This window comes from Cohnella caldifontis, assembly GCF_029360585.1.
GTDB classification, from domain to species: domain Bacteria; phylum Bacillota; class Bacilli; order Paenibacillales; family Paenibacillaceae; genus Cohnella; species Cohnella caldifontis.
On the sequence record NZ_JAQZSJ010000001.1, the window covers coordinates 431,962 to 455,952 of the forward strand.

A 23,991-nucleotide genomic window follows, 5' to 3' on the forward strand; every position below is an offset into this window, starting at 1 on the left:
CGGCAAATTCAAAAGGAGGAGCGACGGCTCCCCCACGGTTAATCGTCATGATCCCCCTCCGCCGTAACGGCTGCTTCGGCTTCCGACAGCTTTCCCTCCATATAGCCGATGAACTGCGCGGCAAGCTCCGGATCGAACTGCGTACCCGCGCATCTGTGGATTTCTTGCAGCGCATCGGAGTACGATTTCGTTTCCTGGTACGGCCTTTCCGTCGTCATGGCATCGAAGGAATCGATTATGGAAAGCAGCCGCGCCTGTTTCGGGATTTCCTCTCCTTTCAATCCGTTCGGATATCCTTTGCCGTCGAAGCGTTCATGATGGAATTCGACCATCGGGATCAAATCCTTGAATTTGGGCGTGACCGAGACGATTTCCTTGCCCCAAAGCACGTGTTTCTTGACGATCTCCCACTCGTCTCCGGTCAGCTTGCTTTTTTTGTTCAGAATATCCCGGGGAATTTCCAACTTGCCGATGTCATGGATCAAAGCCCCGAGCACGAGTTGTCTCCGGTCTTCCCCGCGGAGTTTCAAATACTCCGCCATTTCCATGGCATAAGCGAATACCCGTTTGGAGTGCTTGTATGTATATACGTCTTTGTAAAGAAATATTTTGACCTGCTGCTCCAGTTCGTAGATGTCGTTCTCCAGCATCGGAGGCAGGCGGCTTTCTTCCCCGTAAATGAACACCGTGTTCTTGCCCTTGGCTTTCGCGGCGTACAGCGCCCGATCCGCCCAATCGATCAATTGGGACTTGTCGTACGTCTCGCGGCTGATTTCCAGGATCCCGGCGGAGAACGATACGCAGCCATGCGGGAAAACTTCCACGCCTTCGAATGGCGTGTCGTTCACCTGCTTGCGGAACGCGTCCATAAAAGACCGGGCCTGCTCTTTGGCGAAACCGGGCATGATGATCGCGAATTCCTCTCCGCCGTAGCGGGCGGCGAACAGTCCCTTGGGCTCGCAGTGGGATTTGACCATCTGCCCGAAAAAGCCGAGCAGCTTGTCTCCCTTCGGGTGCCCGAACGCATCGTTGTATTTCTTGAAGTCGTCCAGGTCGATCATGACGAGGGACAAAGGCTGCCCCTGTTCCCTCGACTGCCTCATATATTCATCCAGCTTCTCTTCGAAGTAACTGTGGCTGTACAGCCCGGTCCGCAAGTCCGTATTCGCTTTCTCGGTGACCTCGTTGTACATCTTGAAAAGCTGCCTGAAAAGATGGGACAGCACCATTCCGATAGCCAAGAAAAGAAAAAGCCCGAACGATCGATTGTTAACGATCATGATTACAAGTACGATAGAAAGCAATAAAGTACTTAAGTAAGCGAAAACAACATCCGACAAAAACCCTTTAATGATTTCATATAATCTGCCTTTATAAAGCAAGAGATAATATAAACCGATGATCAAACTATTTACTACAAAATAAATGAACAATGCGAAGAGGTACGCGGTCAAATGTTGAAGGTTAAATGCACCCGTAGTTCCTCCAAACCATGAATATACGGCTGAGGAACACAGAATCATGAATGTGTAAGCGGAAAAATTCAACAAATGTTTCCACCAAACAATCGCACGATTATGCATAAAACTGACCACAGAAGCTAGAGCTAAAACAAACAGAGTGAGATTAGTCCCGAATGAAAATAGGGCGGCCAAATATACAGAGGAATCCATGGACAGCCGGTGTCCTTCCGGCGGTATTTGAAACGTATAATGCTCCAATATCAACACAGCAGCAACCATCGAATAAATCATAACCCAATCGGACATTGAGTAGTCCGGGAGATGATGATATTGGATTGACATGAAAAGAAGTATGCCCCAGAGACATACGAAAAAAGTATACGTATATACCGGTTTACGGAGGTTGGAATACCACTGCACAATCATGCACTTTACATCCCTTCGTAATCTCTTCTAAAAGATAAGGGAAACAGGATCCCCTGTTTCCCTTTATCTTATCCGACTTTGAACCCGGATGTAAGTGCAATGACGATCGACGCAACGATTAAAGCGTTGAGTAAGATCTTAGCAATCTTTGTACCAGTGGTTTTTTTCATTCACCAATGACCTCCCCAACTTAACCGACTTTAAAGCCAGAAGTGAGAGCAATAATGACAGAGGCAACGACGAGTGCATTCAGCAAAATACGGGTAACTTTGATTCCCTCTACTTTTTTCATGAAAAATGTCTCCTCTCAAATTCATTTAATCTATATTATTTTGATTTAACAAAGAAAGCCCCATTTTACGTGATGCCATTGCATGTTGAAGATAAATAAAAATGCCTACGTTCATTACAACATCGCCAATACTGATTGCCTGTGTTCTTGGATACGGCTTCGTTAGCGGGATAATATCGCCTAAGAAAGGAAGAACGGTCGAATTGTCGAGCATGGCATGCTTGGTCGAAACGTCGCCGCTCTTCAGCATGTCGACGTAAATCGGATCCAGAACCGATGCCGCTTCCACCGATACCGGCATTTTGCCGCCGTTGACCAGCATGACCAGAAAGTTCAGCGCGACGCCGGCGAAGATCCACCAGAAGCCTTTTTCTTTGCGGTTAATTACCAGAACATATAGCCCCGCTGCATAAACGAGCATGAACATGTAACCGTTGTATTGCTGGATGAAAGATACATTGTCATGCAAGAGGTATAGGAGAAACTGGGTCGCCAGCAAAATCGGAAAAATCAAGCCGCCTTTGATCCGGATCTGGGAGAGCGCGGTGATTCCATTCCGCCAACCGGCGCGAAGGAAACCGACGATCAGCCCGATCACGATACCGTCATAGACCATCTTCGCAATTCCCTTCGATCAAACTGGACTGGGTACCGCCGCTTTCCGAAGACCGGGATTCGGCTGGTTTCTTTCCAACACGTAAGTCTTGCCGATTTTGCGGCAGTTCACTTTCCCCTCGCGGCACAATCGTTTCACGTGGTCCTGATGGACGCCCCAAAGCCTGGAGGCTTCTTCGGTGGACATGATCTCGTTGAGCGGACTCAACATCTCCCCTCCTTTGATCGAAAGAGAGGTCGGTGTCTCCGGAAGGAATCTCTCAAACTCTGAGTCTCTCTTTTTTCCTTCACGACCAAATTATAGAATGTCCGACAACGGACGTCAACAATTTTTTCGAATATTCTTCCAAATTTATTATAACCAAAGAAAAAAGACCCCGTAACCGAGGTCTTTCGAAGCGCTCGCGGCTGGCTTTTCCCGTCGAAATCGACGGATTCATCCAGTTGCGTTATAGGTACTTGGAATCATCAATTTTCCGAACGGGAAATCTCGAGCCAGTCCGCCAACTCTTCTGTCCACTGGGTCGGTTCGAATTCGATGATCTCATAGTCGGCAACTTGATGGATGCAGAAAGGATCCTGTTCCAAGCTCGCACGAATCTCCTCTTATGCCGATCGTTACGGACACCACAGCCGTTATTGGAGCAATTTCAACGTTCTTCAAATCGTAACGGACAACACGGACCTTAAGCACTGCACTTCGCGGCTAATCAGCGGTATTTTTGCTGAATAAGTGCAATCTTGTCCGTTAGAATACGATAGGTTGAGGAATGCCCCCGATAACGTCCTCTGTGTCCCTAAGCCTGATGGTGTTCGAATTTTTCGACCTGGTATGCGAATGGGTCAGTCGTAGAATAAAAACAAACCCGCCGTATGGCGGGTTTGGCGGGTTGCCTTCCCCGAGCCGATTCTTTTATTTCACGATTAAAACCGGACATTTCGCCTGCTGGACGACATGGTGGCTGACGCTGCCCAGCATCATTTCCTTGAACGGTCCAAGGCCTCTGCTGCCCATGACGATCAAATCGCAGTTTTGATCTGCCGCGTGTTCCAGGATGGCCGTCGCCGGGGGGCCGGTCAACACGGAAATTTCCGAGTACGGGAGATTCGCGATTTCCTCTTGCGCTTTCCGGATCAGCCCGTCCTCGTATTCCTTCACTTTCTCCTGGACGCTCTCCGGCATGACAAAGCCAAGCCCCTCGACGGCATAAGTCGGTCGGTACAACACGTGCGCGACCGTCAGCTTGCAGCCCGGCGCGTCCGCCAACCGAACCGCCTGCCGCAGCGCTTTCAGCGAAACTTCCGAACCGTCGTACGCCGCCAAAACATGATGGTACAGCATGCAGATTCCTCCTCTGCGATCCGCGATACAAGGTGCTCCTCTTCCACACCACTAGTATACCGCCGAAACAGAGCCGAAGATGTGAAATCCGTCACACCCGGGCGGATTTCATTCGTTCGGCGAGGAAATCCACGATATGGACGGCTTTCATCCGGTCCGACAGCCCTTCTTTTTCGATTCCGAGCTTCATCTGCAGAAGGCAGCCCGGATTGCTGGTCAGCAAATAGTGCGCTTCGGTCCGCTTCACGTGCTGCATTTTCTGATCCAGAATGCTTCCCGCCGTCTCGGGCTGGGTCAAATTATAAATGCCCGCGGAGCCGCAGCAGCGGTCGGCCTCGAACAGCTCGACGAATTCGGCGTCCGCGATCCGGTTCATCAGCTTGCGCGGGGCGTCCGACGACTTCATCCCGTTGCGCAAATGGCAGGAGTCCTGATACGTAATCCGCACGCGTTCCCCGGTTTTCGCATCGCCGAACGTCTCCGGCAGCCGGCCAAACTCGAAAAGCAGCTTGCTGACGTCGATCGTGCGGGCCGAGAACCATTCGGCGTCATTCCGCCACTGCGGATCGTCGTGCAGTAGATGCCCGTATTCGGCCAATTGGGCGCCGCATCCGCCGGCATTGGAGACGATCCAGTCCACGCCGGCTTCCCGGAAAGCGCGGATGTTGCCTTTGGCCAGCTCCGCCGCGCCGTCACGTTCCCCGCTGTGCGCATGCAGAGCGCCGCAGCAGTTCTGCGCGGGCGGAATGACGACGTCGAAGCCCGCGGCTTGCAGCAGCTTGACGGTGTTCACGTTCGTCTCCGTGAATAAGACGTCCATGATGCAGCCGCGGAACATGCCCACCGTGCCGATCCGTTCTCCGGCGGCAGGATGGACGGTGCCGATCCTCTCCGCGACGCCCTTGTAGGACGCGTCTGGCATGATCCGTTCCATCTGTTCCAGATGTTTAGGGAACAGCTTCATGAGGCCGGTCCCGCGGGCGATCGCGCGCATTCCCGATTTCTGATAGACCTTAAGCGCGCCGCCGAGCAGCCGCATCCGTTTTTGATGAGGGAACAGTCCTTTGAAAGCGATCCGGCGAGCCGCCCGAACCCAAGGCCGGTGGCTGTCGGTATGCCGTTCGATGCCGTCCCGGGCCTGCTCGATCAATTGGCCGTATTTGACGTCCGCGGGACAGGCGGTCTCGCAGGCGCGGCATCCGAGGCAATGGTTCATCTGGTCCTCGAACGCGCGGTCCGGTTCCATCAAGCCGTCGGCGACGGCTTTCATGAGCGCGATCCGTCCCCGGGGAGATTCCGCCTCCACTCCCGTCTCGCGGAACGTCGGGCAGGCGGGCAGACAGAAGCCGCAGCGCATGCAGTTCGTCAGCTGTTCGTAGTCCAGCTTGGCCCGCAGGGTGTCCCCCATCGAGCCGCAGGGCGCGGAAGTCCCATTTGCTGGTCTGATAAGCGTCGCAGAATCAGCCATGTTCGATCACCACTCTCTTGCGCGCCGATTTGGCGAAAACTTTGCCGGGGTTCAGCAGGTTGTCCGGGTCGAACGCCGCCTTGATCGCCTTCATCACGGCCATGCCGGTCTCTCCGACCTTCCACTCCAGGAACGGCGCCTTCACGATGCCGACCCCGTGCTCGCCGGTAATCGTTCCGCCCAGCCGGATGGCAGCCTCGAAAATTTCCTCGAATGCCGCTTCCACGCGATGCACCTCGTCTTGATCGCGGGCGTCCGTGGTCGCCGTCGGATGAAGGTTCCCGTCGCCGGCGTGCCCGAACGTGCAAATGGTCACGTTATGCTTCTTCGCGATCCGGTTGATTTCGACCACCATGTCGGCGATTTTGGATCTCGGCACGGTCGCGTCCTCGAGAATCGTCGTCGGCCGCAGCCGGGCCAACGCGGTGAACGCGCTGCGCCGCGCCGTGAGCAGCTTGAGCGCCTCCGCTTCGGACTTCGCGACTTCGACCCGTACCGCCTTTTCGTCCAAGCAAATTTGCTCGATGACCCGGATATCGCGTTCGACCGTTTCCGGATCCCCGTCCTGCTCGATCAGCAGGATCGCCGCCATGTCCAGCGGCAAACCCAGCTTCGCGAAATCGTCGACGACCCGGATCGTCGGGTTGTCCAAAATTTCCAGCGTGGCGGGAATGATGCGGTTCTCGATGATTTTGGAAACGGTGCGGGCCGCGTCGTACAGATCCTGGTACATGGCGAGCATCGTTTTCTTCGCTTTCGGCGGCGGAATCAGCTTCAGCGTCGCTTCCGTGATGACAGCCAGCGTCCCCTCCGAGCCGACGAGCAGCTTCGTCAGGTCGTAGCCCGCGACGTCTTTCATCAGCTTGCCGCCCGTGCGGATGATTTCCCCGCTCGCCAGCACCGCTTCGAGTCCGATGACGTAGTCCTTCGTCGTTCCGTATTTAAGCCCTCGCAGACCGCCGGAATTTTCCGCGATGTTGCCGCCGAGCGTCGACACCGCCATGCTGCTCGGATCGGGCGGATAGAACAAGCCGAGGCTTTCGATATGGGTCGCGAACTGCTTGGTGTTCAACCCGGGCTGCACGGTCGCCGTCAAATTTTCCATGTCCACTTCCAAAATGCGGTTCATCCGGTGCATGACCATGACGACGCCGCCATTGACGGGAACGGTGCCGCCGCACAAGTTGGTCCCGGAGCCGCGGCTGACGAGCGGGATTTTATGCCGGCTCAGCGCTTTCATTACGCCGGATACCTGCTCCGTGTTTTCCGGATAGACGACCGCGTCCGGCAGCGCTTGCTGCATCGGGGTTCCGTCGTAAGAGTGCGTGACGAGCGACTGCGGGTCGTCCTTGACGCCGCCCGCCCCGAGTACGGCTTCCAATTCCCGTTTCACAACGTCGGGGAGCAAATTCGACACCTGCTTTCTACTAGTCCATAATTAATCAGGTCATCTGATGACTTTAACTAGAAAAAGTATATCATGATAAGAGCAAAACAGGTACAATATTTTAAAATGCCGAGGTTGGCGGATTAGCGGGAAAGGATTCGGTGAACAGAGTGAACAACCGGCCGCTCAAGAGCAGCGAATGGGTACGGAGCGAGTTGATGCGGGAAATCGCGGAGGGACAGGTGCGTCCGGGGGACAAGCTCCCGTCGGTCGTCGAACTGTCGGAACGGTTCGGCGTCGGGCGCTCGACCGTCCGCGAGGCGCTCAGCGCCATGAAAGCGATCGGGGTCCTGGATATCCGCCAAGGCGGCGGTACCTTCGTGAAAGCGAAAGAAGCCGAGACGGCTTCGCAGCCTCTGGCGGATTGGATCGCGAATGCCGACTCCCTGCTTCAGCTCGTGGAAGTGCGGCGCGTGTTGGAGACCGGCAACGCCTCGTTGGCGGCGCGGAACTGCAAGGAGGACGACGCGAATGACTTGCGGGAAGCGGTCGGCCGCATGAAAGAAGTGCTCTCCGACGAAGTCGCCGGAGAGCAAGCGGATACGGCGTTCCATTTGCGGCTCGCCGAGGCCACCCATAACCCGCTGCTGATCGAGCTTACGCGCTCCTTGTCGGAGCAGCTCCACCATAACATGAGGCATACCCGCTCCGCATGGTTCTACGCGGACCGCCGCTCCGCCGAGCAGCTGCTGGAAGAGCACGCGGGCATCCTGCAGGCGGTGCTGCAGCGCGACGAAAAACGGGCGGCCGAGCGGATGAACGAGCATTTGGCCAAAGTCGAGCAAGTGCTCCGGGACAATCTGCGGGACGAATTACGGGAACCCGGCGTTCGCTGATTGCATCATGAAGGAGAAGGTCCAGTCTCCTCCTCCTTCATCTACAGCCCGCCCAACCGCTTCAACGGCACTATTTGTGGCTACAGCTCGCCAGCACCGCTACTCGTCCTCTCCAACTACAAATTTTGCGTCTACAGACCGTCCGCCCCGCCACTCGTCCACACCAACCACGAATTTTGCGCCTACAACCCCTCCCCCTCTACACGCCCGCTTCAACTCATATTTGTCCTTTACTTCCGGTCGCGATCGCTTATACTTGGAGTGAATTATGTCGAAAAACGCAAACTGCTGCCGCAACTCCAGGAGGATTCATGCTCGCACTCGCCGTTATCCTGTTTCTTCTTACTCTGCTCTTCGTCATTTGGCAGCCTCGAGGCTTAAGCATCGGCTGGTCCGCATGCGGAGGCGCCGTCCTGGCTCTCGCGGCGGGCGTCGTCACCGTGCAGGACGTCTGGGATGTCACGCAGATGGTTTGGAACGCGACTTTGACGTTCGTCGCGCTCATTTTGATCTCTCTCATTTTGGACGAGATCGGCTTTTTCGAATGGGCCGCGCTGCATATGGCCCGGTTCGCACGAGGCAACGGAAAGCGGCTGTTCGTACTCGCCGTGCTGCTGGGCGCCGCGGTCTCCGCCTTGTTCGCCAACGACGGGGCCGCGCTGATCCTGACCCCCATCATATTGGCGATGATTCGGGCGCTGAAGTTCGAGGAACGCATGGTGCTGCCCTTCATCATGGCGGGGGGTTTCATCTCGGACACCGCATCGACGCCGTTCGTGATCAGCAATCTGGTCAATATCGTGTCCTCGGACTTCTTCGGCATCGAATTCGCGGAATACGCGAGCCGGATGCTCGTTCCGACGTTGTTCTCGATCGCGTCCAGCCTGCTGGTCCTATTCCTCTACTACGGAAAAAGCCTGCCGGAGCGGTATGACGAAACCGCTCTGAAGCATCCCGCCGAGGCGGTCAAAGACCGGCGGCTGTTCCGGATCTCTTGGGCCGTGCTGGCCGTCTTGCTGGCCGCTTACTTCACCAGCGAATTCATCGGAATCCCGGTCTCCTTCCTCGCGGGAGCCGCGGCCTTGATTTTCCTGCTGCTGGCGCGAAGAAGCCCGAACCTGCAAGCCTGGAAACTGGTGAAAGGCGCGCCTTGGGCGATCGTGGCGTTCTCGATCGGCATGTACGTCGTCGTCTACGGCTTGCGGAACGCCGGTTTGACGGACAAGCTTGGCCAAGCGTTGGAGTGGACCGCCGATCACGGCTTGTTCGCCGCCTCCGTCGGCGGGGGCTTCATCGCGGCCGTGCTCTCGTCCGTCATGAACAATCTGCCTACGGTCATGATCGACGCGCTGGCCATTCACGGCACGGACACGTCCGGCGCGCTGCGCGAAGCCTTGGTCTACGCCAACGTCATCGGCTCCGACCTCGGGCCGAAGCTGACGCCGATCGGCTCCCTGGCCACGCTGCTGTGGCTGCACGTGCTGTCGGGCAAAGGCGTGAAGATCGGCTGGGGCTATTACTTCAGAGTAGGCTTCATCCTAACGGTTCCGGTGCTGTTCGTCACGCTGGCCGGGTTATATGTATGGCTTCGCGTGATCTATTAAATGCATCAATGCATCACCTATCTGCCCTAAATCGAACGCAAAAAGGCCGGTCTTAGACCGGCCTCCGACTGTTGAAAAACTTTCAACACGTTGATTAGCAAAATGCTTTTTATAAATATATTCGATTTTACGAGTTCAATTTTGGATATAATCGCAATTCATCGGTATTCAATATGAAAAATCGCAAACAATCGCTCGGCTTTGCGGCCGCTGGTGAAATGTATTCGAAATTTCAAACACAATCAAAAATGTTCTGCTCAAGTGATTTGTGATAGATCTTTCGAATTCGTTGGATGGTTTCCCAAAGGTATCGAAGAATCCTGGCAACGGCTTCGCCAACAGGCGGAGGCCGGTCTTAGACCGGCCTCCGTGCCTTCGGGAACCGCGGCGCCTTTCCGTCAAGCTTTTACTTCCACGACGAAAGGAACCGTCAGAACCTTGCCTTCTCTTTGGAACTGCGCCCAGATTTTATATACGCCGGGATCCTCGAACTCGGTGGCGAACGCCGCGTCGGGTCCTGCGGCTTTCTCGTCGAGCGGATGCACGTGGAGATATTGCTCCGTGTCCCGACTGAGCACGACGACGTGTCCGACCGCGCCCAGATAAGGCTCCAGATCGGAAATCGGTTCCCCGGTCGCCGCGTCCGTCAGGTGAAAACCGAGTTCCGTTTCCATGCCGGCTTCGAAACGGTCATTCCGAAGCGTTATCTTCACCCCGTCCACGACCTTCGCGAATTCCGTTTCCGGAACGATCGCCGCCGGAGCCGCGGACTCTCCTTCGACATGAACCCATTCCATCTGCACGTTTTTGCCGCCGCCGGCCGGAACGTAATCGGCGATCAGCTTGTAGTCGCCTCCGGAAGGGAAAACGTTCGTGACGGCGAAATCGCCGTTCCCCAGATACTCGGGATGGATGTGGTTGAAATAGGACAAGTCTTTGCTGACGACGATCATGTGCATGAGCTTCTCGTGCTCGATGTCGAACTCGTCGACCGGCCGACCGGCCGCATCCTGAATGTGAATGCGAATCGTCGCTTCCGCTCCCGCCTTGGCGTTATCCGTCGCCCATACCGCTTCGGTATTGACGGCATCCTCATCGCTCTCCGCCCCATGTCCGTGGCCGGACGATTCCCCGGACCCCGGCATGGCCATCCCCATCTCGTCTTTGACCGTCCCCGTCGATTGGCTTTGCTTGCCGAAACCGTACCCGGCCAGGAAGGCAATAACGACCAGCGCGACCACCAAAATCGATCCCGTTCTGCCATGAAAAGGACCGTTCGCTCTTTCCCCGTCCTTCCGATCCACGTTCTGCAGCCGCAGGGCGTTGAGGACCACGGACACCGAGCTGAGCGCCATTGCCGCGCCGGCCAGCCAAGGCTCCAGGTAACCGAACGCGGCCACCGGAATTCCGATCACGTTATACGCCAGCGCCCAAAACAGATTCTGGCGGATATTGGCCATCGTCTTCTTGCTCATGGAAATCGCGTCGGGGATGCTGTTCAAGTCGCCGCGCATGAGCGTGACGTCCGCGGCCTCCATCGCCACGTCCGTGCCGGTGCCGATCGCCATCCCGATATCCGCCGTGGCCAGCGCCGGAGCGTCGTTGATCCCGTCTCCGACCATGGCCACGGTTTGGCCGGCCGCTTGCAGCTTCTTGATCTCGCTGGCTTTGCCGTCCGGCAGCACTTCCGCGAGCACCCGGCCGATTCCGGCTTGATCCGCGATGGCCCGCGCCGTCCGCTCGTTGTCGCCGGTCATCATGATGACTTCCAAGCCCATCTCATTCAGCCGCTTAATCGCTTGAACGGACGTATCTTTGATCGTGTCCGCGACAGCCGCGTAACCCGCATACTTTCCGTCCACGGCGATCAGCATGACCGTTTTGCCCTGCGATTCCAGGCGTTCCATTTCCTCGAACGCGCGCTCCGCGCGGACGCTGTACTCGGCCATCAGCTTTTTGGTCCCGACCAGGAGGCCATGCCCTTCGACGACGGCCATGATGCCGAAGCCGGGAATGGCTTGGAAAGAATCCGTCCGCGGCAGCGCGATACCCCTGGCCCGTATTCCGGCAACAATGGCTTCCGCAAGCGGGTGCTCGGATTGGTTCTCCGCGGAGCCGACCCAGGCCAGCACCTGCGCTTCTTCGAAACCTTCTTCCAGCCGCACGTCGGTCAATTCCGGTTTGCCTTTGGTTACGGTGCCGGTCTTATCCAGCACGACCGTCTGGATCCGATGCGTATTCTCGAGATGCTCCCCGCCCTTGAACAGGATGCCGAGTTCCGCGGCGCGGCCGGACCCTGCCATGATCGAAGTGGGGGTCGCCAGGCCGAGCGCGCAGGGGCAGGCGATGACGAGCACGGCGATCGCTTTCTCCAGCGCGGAGGACAAATCGCCCGGATCCGCGCCGAAATACCAAATGAGGAACGTAACCAGCGCGATGCCGACGACGATGGGGACGAAAATGCCCGAAATGACGTCCGCGATCCGCTGAATCGGGGCTTTGGAGCCTTGCGCTTCTTCCACGACCTTAATGATTTGCGACAACGCGGTTTCCTTGCCGACCTTCGTCGCCCGGATCGTAAGCGCCCCTTGTTTGTTCAGGGTCGCCCCGAACACCGGCTCGCCGGCGAACTTGTCGACCGGCACGCTCTCCCCGGTCAGCATCGATTCGTCGACCGCCGACTGTCCTTCGGCGACGATCCCGTCCACCGGGATTTTCTCGCCCGGCCGGACCCGCAACAGGTCGCCGACCGCGACTTCTTCCACGGGCACGCCGATTTCCCGGCCTTCGCGGATCACCACGGCGGTTTTGGCCTGCAGGCCCATCAGCGCCTTGATCGCCTCGGACGAACGCCCTTTGGCCATCGCCTCGAACAGCTTGCCGAGCAGGATCAGCGTGATCAGCACGGAGCTGGTTTCATAATATAGCGCTGAAGGGACTTCCCAGATCGTGACGTACAAACTGTAGAAATAAGCAGCGGACGTTCCGAGCGCCACGAGCACGTCCATGTTCGCGCTGCCGTTCCGCAGCGCCTTGAAAGCTCCGACGTAGAAACGGCCGCCGATCAGGAACTGAACGGGCGTGGCCAGCGCGAACTGGAACCAGGGCCGCATGAACAGATCCGGTACCCAGATCCACGACGTAAACGAGAAGTGGCCGACCATGGCCCATAGCAGCGGCAGGGTGAGCAGCGCCGAAATCGCCAACGTCCATTTCTGGCGAAGGATCTCGCGGGCGCGGCGCTCCGCGCCGGCTTCGGCCCCCTTCTTGAGCTGGGCTTTATAGCCCAGCTGCTCCACCTTCTTGATCATGTCCTCCGTCGAAATGACGGAGGGATTATATTCCACCCGGGCGGACTCTAAGGCGAGATTGACCGAAGCCTTGACCCCGTCCATTTTGTTGAGTCCTTTTTCGATGCGGGTCGCGCAGGCCGCGCAGGTCATGCCGATGATATCGAAATCGGCCGTTTTCATCGTCTGCCCGGCCGAAGCCGGGGAAGTCGGATTGCTCATGCGGAATCACCATGCCTTATCTGGTGCGATTAGGAAACGACGTCGTAACCTTGTTCCTCGATGGCTTCTTTGATGGCTTGCAGGCTGACTCGGCTTTCGTCGTATTCGACCGTGACCGAACCGGAAGCGAGGTCGACTTTCGCGGCTGCCCCCTGCTTCTTGACCGCGCCTTCTACGGAATTTACGCAATGGCCGCAGCTCATTCCCCGAACGTTCAATGTGATGGTTTGCATAAGAATTCCTCCTGTATGATAATGGGTGATTTTCTTTCTGAACTCATCATACTATACCCCCCTAGTGTATGTAAAGAGCAAAATGAAGCTTTTTCTTATTATGCCTCATTTCGTATCGGTTACACGCCCGAAGGCGATTGTCCCGACTCGGGCGTCTTAAGCAACGCGGGCGGAATGTGGTACAATGCGGGGTATGAATGTTCAGGATCCAGCAATCGAAAAGGAGTGTCCCGCATGAGCCGTTTGATCGACCAATTCGTTCGAAACGAGGAAGAACGGACGCGCGTCCGACAGGTCGAAGAGCTGGCCGCCCGTTTCTCCGAACGGGCGGCCGCGCACGACCGGGACGGATCGTTTCCGTTCGAGAATTTCGCCGACCTGCGCGACGCAGGTTACTTGAAAATCACCGTTCCCAAGGCGTACGGCGGGGATGAACTGCCGCTGTACGAGCTGGTTCTGCTTCAGGAACGGCTAGCCTACGGAGACGGCTCCACCGCCCTCGCGGTCGGCTGGCATGTCGGGCAGATCCTTCATCTCCGCTCCGTCCGGAAGTGGCCGACGCCGCTGTTTGAGCAGTTGTGCCGGGACATCGTGTCGGATGGGGCGATGATTAACACTTTCGCCAGCGAAGCGGCGACGGGAAGCCCGACGCGCGGCGGCCGGCCGGAGACGACGGCCGTGCGGACGGAAGGCGGCTGGCTGATCTCGGGACGCAAAACGTTCAGCACGTTGTCCCCGATCCTCGACCGTTTCGTCGTGTCCGCCTTCGTCCCCGAGGAGGACCGTACGGACGAATTTCTGGTCCGGAAGTCCGACCGCGTTACGGTGTTGGAAACGTGGGATACCCTTGGCATGCGCGCAACCGGAAGCCATGACGTGGTGCTGGACCGCGCCTTCGCCGAAGAAGGAGCCCGAATCGTCGGCAAAGGAGAGGACGACGGAGGCGGCTGGCTGCTGCACATCCCGGCTTGCTACGCCGGCATCGCGCTCGCGGCGCGGGATTTCGCCGTTCGATATGCGCAGGATTACCGTCCCAACTATTTGACCGGTCCGCTCTCCGAAGTCCAGACCGTCCAGCAGACGATCGGCCGAATGGAAGCGGAGCTGCGGACGGCCCGCACGCTGCTGTACGCCGCCGCGGACCGCTGGGACCGGGAACCGGAAAACCGAGCCCGCATGAAGCCGGAGCTCGGTCTGGCGAAACATATCGTGACCAACAGCGCGATCCAAGTCGTCGACCTCGCCATGCGGATCGTGGGCGGCGCCAGCTTGTCCCGTTCGATGCCGCTGGAACGGTATTACCGCGACGTGCGGGCCGGTCTGCACAACCCGCCGATGGACAACATGGTGCTGCAGATGCTGGCGGCCGAGGCGCTGAAAGAAGAGCGCTGATGGATAAGGAAAGCCGGAAGAGGCCGGTAGCCGACCCTACCATGCCGCTTCTCCGTTTCCGCACCAATCGAGGATCGTCAACGCGTATACCAGAATGAAGTTCAAATAATTGTCGACCGTCACGTATTCGTTCGGTTTGCCGCATTGTTCGTTATGACCCGGCCCCATCATGACCGTGGGGATATTCCCGACGTTTTTGAGCAGTCTGGCGTCGCATCCCGCCGAAGAGCCCGTGACGGCAACCGCTTCGCCGAACACGAGGCCCATGGAGCGGCGGGCGGTATGGATCAGCGGATGATCCCGCTCCATCTCGAAGCTGCCGCCAGCCTGGTAAACGGAAATTTCAGGCGGATGATCCCGCAGCCACGGGTCCCCTTGCGAGCGGAGCCGGATTGCGCCGGCCACCTCCTCCTCGACGGACTTGCGGCACATGAGACCCGGCAGGTAATGCACGCACAATTTGAACTCGCATGCGTCCGGAACGACCGAGCCGGCGATGCCGCCCCGGATTTCCCCGATGTTCAGGGTCGGAGCCGGCAGGTCCGGATGCTTGTAGTTCATGAGCCATCCGCGCTCTAGTTCCTGAAGTTCCGCGATAAGCAGCATCGCTTTCTCGATCGCGTTTACGCCCTTCCACTTGAGCCCCGAATGCAGGCCGCGGCCTTTCACGGAGATTTTGAAGAAAAGGAAGCCCATGTGCGCGATGTTGATCATCTCGTCTGAAGGCTCGCAAATGACGGCCGCGTCCGCGGCATGCCCGTTCAGCACGGCCGCAAGCGTCCCGTTCCCTCCGCCGTGCTCGTCGACGACGGAGAGGATTTTGACCGTACCGGGGAGCTCGATTCCGGCATCCTTCAGCAGCTTGACGCTCATGATGGAAGCCATGAGACCGGATTTCATGTCGGAGGCGCCCAAACCGTACAGCTTGCCGTCCTTCAGGACGGGCTCGAAAGGATCCTTCTCCCACAAGGCGGGATCGCCGGGCGGCAGCGTGTCGACATGGCTGTCGAAGAGGATCGTCCGACCTTGGTCCGATCCCCGGAACGTGCCGATCACGTTATACCGATCCGTATAATCGTGTCCCGGATTCCCTTCTCCGCAGAGGGAGATCCCCAATTGGACGACGGCCTCGTCCATCGGTTCTATGGCGACCTCCGCGCCCAGGGAGAGAAGCAGGCTTTCCAAATAATGTTGGCCGTTCTTCTCCAGCCCGCCTTCGATGCCGTGTCCGAGCAGATGGGTATCGCAGGCGATCAGGCCCTTAAGATTCCCGATATATTCCTCCCGATGCCGGACCAGCGTATCCTTTAACTTTTCCAACACCGCGTCCGCCTCCCTCCTTCTAAACCCGCGTCATACGGTGTTTTCCAGAAAATGGGCCAGAAAACGATCCGCGTCGACCGTCAAGCAGACGTCCGCGTTCGGCCTGCGGTCCGGCTGCTCCCGCCGGTCCCCGATCGTCCTAGCCAAGGACAGGGAACCTTCTAGATCCACCTGCACATGCATCGGCACCGTAGTCACGAACGTCGGGTCGATGACCGCTCCGACGGCCAGCGGATCGTGCAGGCCGCATCCCCGGATGCCGGGATAATTCCGTTTGTAGCATTGAATGTAGAACTCCGAGATGTCCGCCATGAAAGAAGCCAGCGGCGTGTTCTTCCGGCGCCAGCGGTCCAGTTCCTCCTCCGGAAGCAGCGTTTGCATCGTCACGTCCAGGCCGACCATCGTCACCGGCGCGGACGAACGGAACAGCCATTCCGCCGCTTCGGGATCGTTGTGGATGTTGGCTTCGGCCCAAGGCGTCACGTTGCCCGGCACCGTCACGGCACCGCCCATGATGACGGCTCGTTTCATCAAACCGGCGATTTCCGGGGCTTTCATCAAGGCGAGGGCCAAATTGGTCATCGTGCCCACGCAGACCAGCGTCACCTCTCCCGGCCTCCGCTTGATTTGCTCGATCATGAAGTCGACGGCGTGCTGCTTCTCGATCCCCCGCTTCAAAATCCGGTCGGCCCGGTTGCCGAGCCCGTCTTCCCCGTGGATGGCGACGGCTTTCTCGCCCAAGTACTTGCGGAACAAGGGCTCGCCCGCGCCTTGATACACCGGAATGTCGCTCTCCAAGTAATCCAATACCGTGAGCGTGTTGCACGACGCTTCCTCCGCCGAAACGTTGCCGAAACAGGTGGTAATGCCGAGCACCTCCAGCGCGGGAGAACGTACCGCGTAAGCAATGGCTAAAGCGTCGTCAATGCCCGTGTCGACGTCCAGAATCGTCGGGTTCATCGGGCTCCCCCTTTCGCCGCCCGCGACATGAGTTCGGTCCATCCGGCGGCCAGCCGTCCGTTATTTACCTTCAGAGCGCTGTCGCAGTTATGGACCGTCGGCCGCAATCCTTTGCGCAAATCGACAAGCGTGGCGCCCCGGGACACCGTCCCTTTGATCTCGATCATGACCGAAAAGCCTTCGGTTTCAACCAAACCGGGATCCGCCGCAACCGCGACGGCTAACGCGTCTCCAGCCGGGATCCCCGAAGAAGTTCCGGTTCCCCGGATTGACGTCCTCGTCCGGATGATCTGCTCGAGGAAATCCGCAACCGCGTCGCTTTCCTTCACCAATGACCGCAGGAGCTCCGGCGGCAGAGCCGCTTCCCTCGTGACGTCCAGCCCCAGCAGGGTGATCGGGATCCCGGAACGGAAGACGCGGAAAGCCGCTTCCGGATCGCTCCATAGATTTCGCTCGGACACGGGCGTCACGTCGCCCGGCGCCTTCAGGGCGCCGCCGGCGATCACCAGCCGTTTCGCTTTGTCCGCGATCCCGGGATCTTGAACGAGGGCCAACGCCACGTTGGTGAGCGGCCCGCAGCAGATGAGCGTAATCCGCCCCCGATGCCGATTGAGCCGCTCCACGATCAACTCCGCCGCGGATGCGGGAACCGGCTTCCGCTTCGGTTCCGGCAGCGCCCAGCCGCCCGCTCCAGCCGGCTTGCATTCCCGAAGCAGCGGCGCGGCGGCGCCGATCGCCACGGGAATGTCCCGATCCGGAGCCGCGAGCTCCGCCAGCAGAAGCGCATTTCGAGCGCCTTCCTCCGCGCCGGACGTCCCGAAAACGGAGGTGATCCCCTCTAGCGTGAAGCGCGGGGACCTGGCGGCCAGCAGCACGGCCAGCGCGTTCTCCGGACCGGCGTTCAAATCCAGCATGATCCTTGTCGTATCGTCCATGTTCTCCCTCTCCCGCCTTCTATCGATCATGGAGTCCTAAACCGAAACTCCCAAATACCGAATGGCCAATTCCCGATAAAACCCGATGGCCTGCAAATAAGCTTCGATCCCGACCCATTCGTCAGGCTGATGCGCCTGCCCCGGCTCCCCGGGACCGTAAATGAGAACGGGCGGACGCCCGTTCTTCTGCATCACCGAAGCGTCCGTATAATAGGGAACGGCGCCGATCTCCGCGGCCTCGCCTCCTTGGATGTCCAGCGCATGCCGGAAAATCGGATCGTCCGTCGGCGTTCGGACGGGATTCCGGACCAGGAGAGGCTTCATAACGAAGCGGATCCCGTCCATCCCTCGGCTCCATTTTTCCAATTTGGCCGACAGTTGCGCGAACAGCGATTGGGCGTTCAGCGGAGGGACGACCCGAATATCGACCTCGAGCTCGCAGCGATCCGGAATCACGTTCGTCTGAACGCCGCCGCCGATTCGGGTGAACGCCATGCTGGAGCCCCCCAGCAACGGGTCGTTCACCCTCCACTCCGGCTCCAGGCGGCGAAGGAAAGCCGTCGCTTCCATCATCGCTTCGACCGCGTTCCGTCCGATCTCCGGCATCGAGGCGTGCGCGCTCCTTCCGATCGCGGCGATACGCAGCCACAACGCCCCTTTATGCCCCGCCGCGATGTTCCCCCCAGTCGGCTCGCCGATGACGAGCGCATCCAACTCCAAATCCCCGGCTTCTTCCGTATAGGCTCGCGCTCCGCAGCTGTCCGCTTCTTCGCCTGCCGTCGCCAGGAACGACAGCTCGCCGCCGAGCCGAATGCCGTCCCGCTTCAGAGAGGCCATGGCCAGCAGCATGGCGGCCAGGCCGCTCTTCATGTCCGAGGCTCCGCGTCCATAGATGCGGCCGCCTTCGACCGCGGCTCCGTGCGGCGGGTACTTGCCGGCGGTTTCCTTCCAGGGGGCGACCGTGTCCAAATGACCGCAAAACATCAGCTTTCTGCCCCCTCCGATTCCCGGCAGCCTTGCCTCCACGTTGCTGCGGTTTCCCCCTAAATCCCGGATCCGCGCGGGTATGCCCCACTTCCCCATGAAGGCGCGGAGCGCGGGAGACAACCGGTGTTCGTTGCCGGGCGGATTGCAGGTATCGGTGCGGATCCAATCGCGGAGCAACGCCACGGCCTCGTCCGGCTCCCAAACGTATCGCATCCCTATCTTCCTTCCAATACTTGAAGCTTGAGCGGCGTGACCCGGTATCCGTTCACCGGCGCGATATCCTGCGAGCAAGCCGACACCGCGGCGACGACATCCTCCAGCGCCTCGAGCATGACATAATCCCCGGGTTTGGACAACGGTTCCTCGATCACGTAATCGCCGTTCTCATCCAGAACGTTGTTCATGAACCAGTTGATCGGATCCGGAAGCGGCCGCGGCTTGATGCCGAATTCCCGCAGCGCTTTCTCCAGGTTGTCATGGCAATTCGGGTGATCCTCGCGCCCGAAATCCACTTTGTACCGGTAATAGTCGCACGCCGGGAAAAAGAAGTCGTGTTTGCCTACCGTATCCTTCACGAGCCTCATCAGCGGCCTTCGAAGGTTGCTGTACAGGAAATCCCCTTCTTTCAGCCGGATGCTGCTCAGAGAGGATCTCATATGGACGGGGGACACGTGCTCCCCGGGATTTTCGCGGTTAAAGCAGACGAAATCGCCGACCTGCTTGCCTTCCACGTCGATGATGCATAACCGTTGACCCTTCGAAACCTTGACGCCCCGCCCCTCGTAAGGAGGGATCCACACGGTTTCGATAATCTCGGCGCCGATCGCCATGCGAGCGTCCTCCTTTCGCATTTCGCAAGCGAAATCTTATTCGATGACGACGGCGACCGCTCGAACGGGCGACCCCGTCCCCTTGCGGATTTTGAGCGGCAGTCCGAAATACAGAAACCGGGTTCCGGCGACTTGTTCGAGCCGGCACATGTTTTCCGTGTTGGTGAGACCGTATTTTCGGCAAATGAGATGCCCGGAGAAATCCGGATCGTCCGGCTTGTCGATGGACGGCGCGTCCACCCCGATGTTCACGACGCCTTGCCGGGCCAGCCATTCCGCGGCTTCCGCGTCCAATCCGGCATGGCGGACCAGCCACTCGTCCGTTCCGTAGGACCGGTTGTAATGGCCCGTATGCAGCAGCGCGATATCGCCGCGTTCGATGAACAATCCCGAGCGTTCGAGAGCGCCGCGCAGATGGGAAACGCGGATGAACTCGTCCGGTGACACGGAGGAGACGTCGAGGCAGACCGCCGGGCCGTAGAAATATTCCAGGGGCATCTCGTCGATCGTTTTGCCGCTTGGGTCGTATTCGTACACCGCGTCGCTATGCGTCGGCCCATGTTCGTTGATCAGCAAATTGTTTGTGGCGAATTCGAAGCCGAGCTTGCGCTTGCTTTCCTCGTGCGACATGTTGGGGAAAATCATCGTTTTCTGATGCGGGGGAAAGACGGGCATCCCCTGGTAGATTTCCTGGGAGAGATCGATTAATCGGATTCCCACGGCGGCGCCTCCCCTTTACAGAATGACCGGCAGCACTTCGAACCGTTCGGTGTCGATGAGGCCGTAGTCGGTAATTTTCCATTTCGGGCTCGTGACGAGCGAGAGGAAGGACAAGTGCATGAACGGCACGTGGAGCTCGCAGCCCAACGCTTCCTGCGCCAGCCGATGAAGCTCCGCGATTTTCAGGCTCATCGCTTGACCGTCCAGCTCGTCGGTCATCAACCCCCCGATGCGCAGGGGCAGATCGCCCGCGACTTTGCCCTGGCGGATCATGCAGATGCCGCCGTTCATGGCGATCACGCGGTTCACCGCCGTCACCAAATCCTCGAAATTCGTCCCGACCGCGATGATGTTGTGGGTGTCGTGCGCCACGCTTTCCGCGATCGCGCCTTCGCGCAGTTTCATCCCCCGCACGAACGCCTTGCCGATACGGCCGTTGCGGCCGTGGCGCTCGACGACGACCAACGGCAGCACGTCCGCGGAGGGATCCGGCATCAGCACGCCGCCTTCCACCCGAAGCCTGGCTTGCGACGCACCCGTCAGGTTCTGGTCGGGAATGACCTCGATGACCCGGACCAATTGCTCGGTGCCTGCAGCCTGCAGCTGCAGATCGGAAACGGTGACCGGACCCCGCTTGACGGATTGCTTCACGTGCTGCGGATAGACATAAGAAGGGATTTCCAGCGTCAGCTTACCCTGCTCTGCCGCTTTCACGCCGCCCAGGTACACTTGATCCACCGTCATCCGGGCAAGATCGGACAGGACGACGAGGTCCGCCCGCTTGCCCGGCGCCAGCACCCCGATATCCGTAAAGCCGAAGTGGGCGGCCGGGTTGATCGTGACCATCTGGATCGCCTCGACGGGGTCGATGCCTTGCGCGATCGTCCGCCGCACGATGTCGTTCATATGGCCGTGCTTCAGCAGATCCTCCGGCACCATGTCGTCCGAGACCAGAATCGCCCGGCGGGAATCCACGCCCTCTTCGGTAATGGCCCGGATGCATTCGGCCATGTTCCGCTGGGAGGAGCCTTCCCGCATGAAGACGCTGACGCCGTAACGGAGCTTCTCCAGCATTTCTTCCTTCGTGGTCGTCTCATGGCAGGATACATGCGTGCCTCCGCCGATGATATGAGCGGCCAGTTCCTTGCCGAACAAGGCCGGCGCGTTGCCCTCGACCGTCTTGCCCAAGCTGCGGGCATAGGTAACGGAAGCGATCAAGTCGTCGATCAGGGGCGAGGCGTGGCGGAAAACGGGCATCACGTTGCTGAAGCCCTGGATTTCCCCGATTCCCTGCACCAGCGGATCGTCCAGCAGATCCTTCATATCCTTGGAGCCGATTTCCTGCCCGGCGGTCTCCAGCCCCGGCACGTCCGGCGTCAAGCACGGAACCGTGAACAACACGCGGTTCGGTAGGAGCCTCGCCTCGTCGATCATCGCCCGGATGCCCGGAACGCCCAGCACGTTGCCGATCTCGTGCGGGTCGGCGACAAGCGTCGTCGTTCCCGTAGGGATCGACAGCTTGGAAAATTCGGTTACCGTCAGCATCGCGCTCTCGAAATGCATGTGCGAATCGATGAAGCCCGGGCAAATATACTTGCCGTCCACGCGTTCGACCCGGGTATGGGGGCCGATCAGGCTGCCCGCATCCCCCACCATCAGGATCCGTTCTCCCGTGACCGCGACGTCGCCGGGATAAATCTCCCTCGTGATGACGTTCACGACGTAACCGCCCTGCAGGACCAAATCGGCGTATTTCCGTTCATCCAGCAAAGTATCGATGAGCTTGCGATACTCCAGCGCGGTTTTGATTCGATCGGTATCTATGGCTTTCACCCCCTGTCCTCCCTACTCCAAACTGTCGACGATGCCCACGATCGCGGCGTCGACCGGCGCGCCGTCCGGGGATACCGCGCGGGCCGCCATGCTGCCGGTCACGTAAATGACCCGTTCCCCGACGCCGGCTCCCACCGAATCCACGGCCACGATCGGCTGTCCCGTCAGCGTGCCGTCCATTTCGACGAGTTGCACGAGCAGCAGCTTGGATCCGACGAGACGGTCATCCTTGCGCGTCGCGACCACCCGTCCAATGACTTTCCCGATTTGCATGTTCATCGTCTCCCCATCCGGACTCGGCCCATACGATTCCGCGCTGCGAAGCCAGATCCCGGGCCAATGGCGTAATGAGAGCTCCCCGGCCTACGGCGATGGACGACCGACCGGCGGCCAGGGCCGCCTTGACGTCGTCTTCCGTGACGATTTGCCTCCGGCTGCGGTTCTCCCCCGCCCACGCGGCGACTTGCGAAACCTCCAGCAGCTGCAGTCCGTAGCTGCGGACGGTACCCATCATTTCGCGGATTTGCCGCCGCATTTCGGGAGCGGCCTGCAAGCAGCGGCTTGTCCATGCGTCTCCGCTCGGATCGGCCCCCGTGATCAGAGCAGCCGTCTTCTTGCCTTCGCACAAGCTGCGGATCACGGCACGGGAGAAGGGAGCGGCGTCGTCCAATCTCGCCACGGCCGACAGCAAGGACAGCGGAAGCACCGGCAGGAACAACCGGTCGGCGTCCTCCTCCGGCCGTCCCGACGGCGATTCGCGGCAGAAATCGTCGACCTCCGTCAGGCGGGCGATTTCGCGAGTTCCCATCCGCTCCCGCAGCTCCGGGCCGACCCAGAGCCTCAGCCGCGAATGCGGGTCGCCGCGGCGAAGCTCCCGGACGGAAGCGAGCCCTTCCTCCAGGCCGATCCAATGATCCGCGAGGAGAACCAGGATGCGGGGGCAACGCGCCGCGAGCTCCCGTTCTTTCCCGCGCCAAAGGAGTTCGCGCGCCGTTCGGTCGACTAACGCGCTTGACGTCCGCAGCATCGCTTACTCCTATTCGCGCGTCTTCGACAGGATCGCTTTTTCCACTTCGCTGTGGGGTCTCGGAATGACATGCACCGAAACCAGCTCGCCGACCCGCTTGGCCGCGTTCGCGCCCGCGTCGGTCGCCGCCTTCACTGCGCCTACGTCTCCGCGCACCATTACGGTGACCAGACCGAAGCCGACCTTCTCGTACCCGCAAATCTCGACGTTAGCCGCTTTGACCATGGCGTCCGCCGCTTCGATGGCTCCGACGAGCCCTTTCGTTTCGATCAGTCCCAATGCTTCTCCCATTGTGAATTCCTCCTTATTTTGACGAAGTCCGCATCCGGTTCAGATCCCTTCCGTCGGTCCGGCATTTTCCGGTGCCGGCGAAGCCGGCTTGTTTTTCCCGGAACGGACCGCCGCCTGCGGCTTGGCGGGCGCTTCCTCCTTCAAGGGGACCGTCTCCAGTCCCCGGAAACGGGAAAGCACCTTGCTGCCCACTTCGTCGTGCGCCCGGGGAATGACGTGGGCCGACACGAGGGTTCCGACCCTGCCGGCTTCCTCCTTGCCCGCCTCCACCGCGGAGGCGACCGCCGCCACTTCCCCGCCGAGATGGATCGTGACGCCGAGCATTCCGCCGACGCCGATGATGCGTTCCATGGCCACGAGCTTCACGTTCGCCGCCTTAAGCGCGGCGTCCGCGGCCGACACCGCCGTCGCGTAGCCGATCGTTTCGATGAGTCCCAGCGCTTGCTGTTCCATCG

The 23,991-nt window shown here is 59.2% G+C and carries 22 protein-coding genes; 3 read left to right on the forward strand and 19 right to left on the reverse strand.

Annotation, left to right across the window (positions count from 1 at the left end; genetic code table 11):
- Window positions 1–38 precede the first annotated feature (38 nt).
- The 6 genes from PTZ19_RS02175 to PTZ19_RS02200 form a co-directional block, all read right to left on the reverse strand.
- Window positions 39–1,241: a bifunctional diguanylate cyclase/phosphohydrolase gene (locus tag PTZ19_RS02175; RefSeq protein WP_276352106.1), complete on the reverse strand. Its 1,203-nt coding sequence runs from the start codon at window positions 1,239–1,241 to the stop codon at window positions 39–41.
- A 965-nt stretch (window positions 1,242–2,206) separates the two neighbouring features.
- Complete coding sequence (locus PTZ19_RS02180; protein WP_276352108.1) at window positions 2,207–2,797, reverse strand: DUF5317 domain-containing protein; 591 nt, start codon at window positions 2,795–2,797, stop codon at window positions 2,207–2,209.
- An 18-nt stretch (window positions 2,798–2,815) separates the two neighbouring features.
- Window positions 2,816–3,004 carry a helix-turn-helix domain-containing protein gene (locus PTZ19_RS02185; protein WP_276352110.1) on the reverse strand — a complete coding sequence of 63 codons (189 nt, stop codon included), beginning with the start codon at window positions 3,002–3,004 and terminating at the stop codon, window positions 2,816–2,818.
- Between the two features lie 705 nt (window positions 3,005–3,709).
- Complete coding sequence (locus tag PTZ19_RS02190; protein WP_276352112.1) at window positions 3,710–4,138, reverse strand: universal stress protein; 429 nt, start codon at window positions 4,136–4,138, stop codon at window positions 3,710–3,712.
- 91 nt (window positions 4,139–4,229) lie between these two features.
- Window positions 4,230–5,546: a (Fe-S)-binding protein gene (locus PTZ19_RS02195; protein ID WP_276352114.1), complete on the reverse strand. Its 1,317-nt coding sequence runs from the start codon at window positions 5,544–5,546 to the stop codon at window positions 4,230–4,232.
- A 52-nt stretch (window positions 5,547–5,598) separates the two neighbouring features.
- Window positions 5,599–7,014: an FAD-linked oxidase C-terminal domain-containing protein gene (locus PTZ19_RS02200; protein ID WP_276352116.1), complete on the reverse strand. Its 1,416-nt coding sequence runs from the start codon at window positions 7,012–7,014 to the stop codon at window positions 5,599–5,601.
- A 140-nt stretch (window positions 7,015–7,154) separates the two neighbouring features.
- Here PTZ19_RS02200 and PTZ19_RS02205 point away from each other — a divergent pair, with 140 nt between their 5' ends.
- Both PTZ19_RS02205 and PTZ19_RS02210 read left to right on the forward strand, forming a co-directional pair.
- Window positions 7,155–7,889 (forward strand): FadR/GntR family transcriptional regulator, encoded by a 735-nt coding sequence (locus PTZ19_RS02205; RefSeq protein WP_276352118.1) that lies wholly within the window; start codon window positions 7,155–7,157, stop codon window positions 7,887–7,889.
- A gap of 311 nt (window positions 7,890–8,200) precedes the next feature.
- Complete coding sequence (locus PTZ19_RS02210; protein WP_276352119.1) at window positions 8,201–9,493, forward strand: arsenic transporter; 1,293 nt, start codon at window positions 8,201–8,203, stop codon at window positions 9,491–9,493.
- A gap of 398 nt (window positions 9,494–9,891) precedes the next feature.
- Here PTZ19_RS02210 and PTZ19_RS02215 read toward each other — a convergent pair whose 3' ends face one another.
- On the reverse strand, window positions 9,892–13,005 hold the full coding sequence (locus tag PTZ19_RS02215; protein WP_276352120.1) for a heavy metal translocating P-type ATPase: 3,114 nt from the start codon (window positions 13,003–13,005) through the stop codon (window positions 9,892–9,894).
- Between the two features lie 29 nt (window positions 13,006–13,034).
- Window positions 13,035–13,238 carry a copper ion binding protein gene (locus PTZ19_RS02220; RefSeq protein ID WP_276352121.1) on the reverse strand — a complete coding sequence of 68 codons (204 nt, stop codon included), beginning with the start codon at window positions 13,236–13,238 and terminating at the stop codon, window positions 13,035–13,037.
- Between the two features lie 234 nt (window positions 13,239–13,472).
- Between PTZ19_RS02220 and PTZ19_RS02225 the strand changes: the two genes are divergently transcribed.
- A complete protein-coding gene (locus PTZ19_RS02225) occupies window positions 13,473–14,630 on the forward strand; it encodes an acyl-CoA dehydrogenase family protein (protein ID WP_276352122.1) in 1,158 nt (385 codons plus the stop codon).
- Between the two features lie 36 nt (window positions 14,631–14,666).
- On the opposite strand, the gene PTZ19_RS02230 is transcribed toward PTZ19_RS02225, so the two are convergent.
- The 11 genes from PTZ19_RS02230 to PTZ19_RS02280 are packed head-to-tail and all read right to left on the reverse strand — an operon-like array spanning window position 14,667 to window position 23,989.
- A complete protein-coding gene (locus PTZ19_RS02230) occupies window positions 14,667–15,953 on the reverse strand; it encodes a M20 family metallopeptidase (protein WP_276352123.1) in 1,287 nt (428 codons plus the stop codon).
- A 30-nt stretch (window positions 15,954–15,983) separates the two neighbouring features.
- Window positions 15,984–16,913 (reverse strand): nucleoside hydrolase, encoded by a 930-nt coding sequence (locus PTZ19_RS02235; protein ID WP_276352124.1) that lies wholly within the window; start codon window positions 16,911–16,913, stop codon window positions 15,984–15,986.
- On the reverse strand, window positions 16,910–17,848 hold the full coding sequence (locus tag PTZ19_RS02240; protein ID WP_276352125.1) for a nucleoside hydrolase: 939 nt from the start codon (window positions 17,846–17,848) through the stop codon (window positions 16,910–16,912). The genes PTZ19_RS02235 and PTZ19_RS02240 overlap by 4 nt, the downstream gene beginning before the upstream one ends.
- 36 nt (window positions 17,849–17,884) lie before the next feature.
- Window positions 17,885–19,048: a M20 family metallopeptidase gene (locus PTZ19_RS02245; protein ID WP_276352126.1), complete on the reverse strand. Its 1,164-nt coding sequence runs from the start codon at window positions 19,046–19,048 to the stop codon at window positions 17,885–17,887.
- Window positions 19,049–19,050: 2 nt separating this feature from the next.
- Window positions 19,051–19,665 carry an urea carboxylase-associated family protein gene (locus PTZ19_RS02250; protein WP_276352127.1) on the reverse strand — a complete coding sequence of 205 codons (615 nt, stop codon included), beginning with the start codon at window positions 19,663–19,665 and terminating at the stop codon, window positions 19,051–19,053.
- A 36-nt stretch (window positions 19,666–19,701) separates the two neighbouring features.
- Window positions 19,702–20,385: a cyclase family protein gene (locus PTZ19_RS02255; RefSeq protein WP_276352128.1), complete on the reverse strand. Its 684-nt coding sequence runs from the start codon at window positions 20,383–20,385 to the stop codon at window positions 19,702–19,704.
- Between the two features lie 15 nt (window positions 20,386–20,400).
- On the reverse strand, window positions 20,401–22,218 hold the full coding sequence (gene ade / locus PTZ19_RS02260) for an adenine deaminase (protein WP_276352129.1): 1,818 nt from the start codon (window positions 22,216–22,218) through the stop codon (window positions 20,401–20,403).
- Window positions 22,219–22,230: 12 nt separating this feature from the next.
- The gene (locus PTZ19_RS02265) at window positions 22,231–22,491 is read right to left on the reverse strand and encodes a EutN/CcmL family microcompartment protein (RefSeq protein ID WP_276352130.1); all 261 of its coding nucleotides are present in this window, start codon (window positions 22,489–22,491) and stop codon (window positions 22,231–22,233) included.
- Window positions 22,442–23,245: a hypothetical protein gene (locus PTZ19_RS02270; protein WP_276352131.1), complete on the reverse strand. Its 804-nt coding sequence runs from the start codon at window positions 23,243–23,245 to the stop codon at window positions 22,442–22,444. Before PTZ19_RS02270 ends, PTZ19_RS02265 begins: the two co-directional genes overlap by 50 nt.
- A gap of 9 nt (window positions 23,246–23,254) precedes the next feature.
- Window positions 23,255–23,536 (reverse strand): BMC domain-containing protein, encoded by a 282-nt coding sequence (locus PTZ19_RS02275; protein ID WP_276352132.1) that lies wholly within the window; start codon window positions 23,534–23,536, stop codon window positions 23,255–23,257.
- A 39-nt stretch (window positions 23,537–23,575) separates the two neighbouring features.
- A complete protein-coding gene (locus PTZ19_RS02280) occupies window positions 23,576–23,989 on the reverse strand; it encodes a BMC domain-containing protein (RefSeq protein ID WP_276352133.1) in 414 nt (137 codons plus the stop codon).
- Window positions 23,990–23,991: the final 2 nt, after the last annotated feature.

Coding starts and splice junctions, on each gene's coding strand:
- PTZ19_RS02195 (WP_276352114.1), bottom strand. CDS start 5,546: ATGGGGGACACCCTGCGGGCCAAGCTGGACTACGAACAGCTGACGAAC.
- PTZ19_RS02280 (WP_276352133.1), bottom strand. CDS start 23,989: ATGGAACAGCAAGCGCTGGGACTCATCGAAACGATCGGCTACGCGACG.
- PTZ19_RS02240 (WP_276352125.1), bottom strand. CDS start 17,848: ATGGACGATACGACAAGGATCATGCTGGATTTGAACGCCGGTCCGGAG.
- PTZ19_RS02245 (WP_276352126.1), bottom strand. CDS start 19,048: ATGCGATACGTTTGGGAGCCGGACGAGGCCGTGGCGTTGCTCCGCGAT.
- PTZ19_RS02220 (WP_276352121.1), bottom strand. CDS start 13,238: ATGCAAACCATCACATTGAACGTTCGGGGAATGAGCTGCGGCCATTGC.
- PTZ19_RS02265 (WP_276352130.1), bottom strand. CDS start 22,491: ATGCAAATCGGGAAAGTCATTGGACGGGTGGTCGCGACGCGCAAGGAT.
- PTZ19_RS02225 (WP_276352122.1), top strand. CDS start 13,473: ATGAGCCGTTTGATCGACCAATTCGTTCGAAACGAGGAAGAACGGACG.
- PTZ19_RS02275 (WP_276352132.1), bottom strand. CDS start 23,536: ATGGGAGAAGCATTGGGACTGATCGAAACGAAAGGGCTCGTCGGAGCC.
- PTZ19_RS02215 (WP_276352120.1), bottom strand. CDS start 13,005: ATGAGCAATCCGACTTCCCCGGCTTCGGCCGGGCAGACGATGAAAACG.
- PTZ19_RS02250 (WP_276352127.1), bottom strand. CDS start 19,665: ATGGCGATCGGCGCCGAGATTATCGAAACCGTGTGGATCCCTCCTTAC.
- PTZ19_RS02210 (WP_276352119.1), top strand. CDS start 8,201: ATGCTCGCACTCGCCGTTATCCTGTTTCTTCTTACTCTGCTCTTCGTC.
- PTZ19_RS02270 (WP_276352131.1), bottom strand. CDS start 23,245: ATGCTGCGGACGTCAAGCGCGTTAGTCGACCGAACGGCGCGCGAACTC.
- PTZ19_RS02180 (WP_276352108.1), bottom strand. CDS start 2,797: ATGGTCTATGACGGTATCGTGATCGGGCTGATCGTCGGTTTCCTTCGC.
- PTZ19_RS02190 (WP_276352112.1), bottom strand. CDS start 4,138: ATGCTGTACCATCATGTTTTGGCGGCGTACGACGGTTCGGAAGTTTCG.
- PTZ19_RS02235 (WP_276352124.1), bottom strand. CDS start 16,913: ATGAACCCGACGATTCTGGACGTCGACACGGGCATTGACGACGCTTTA.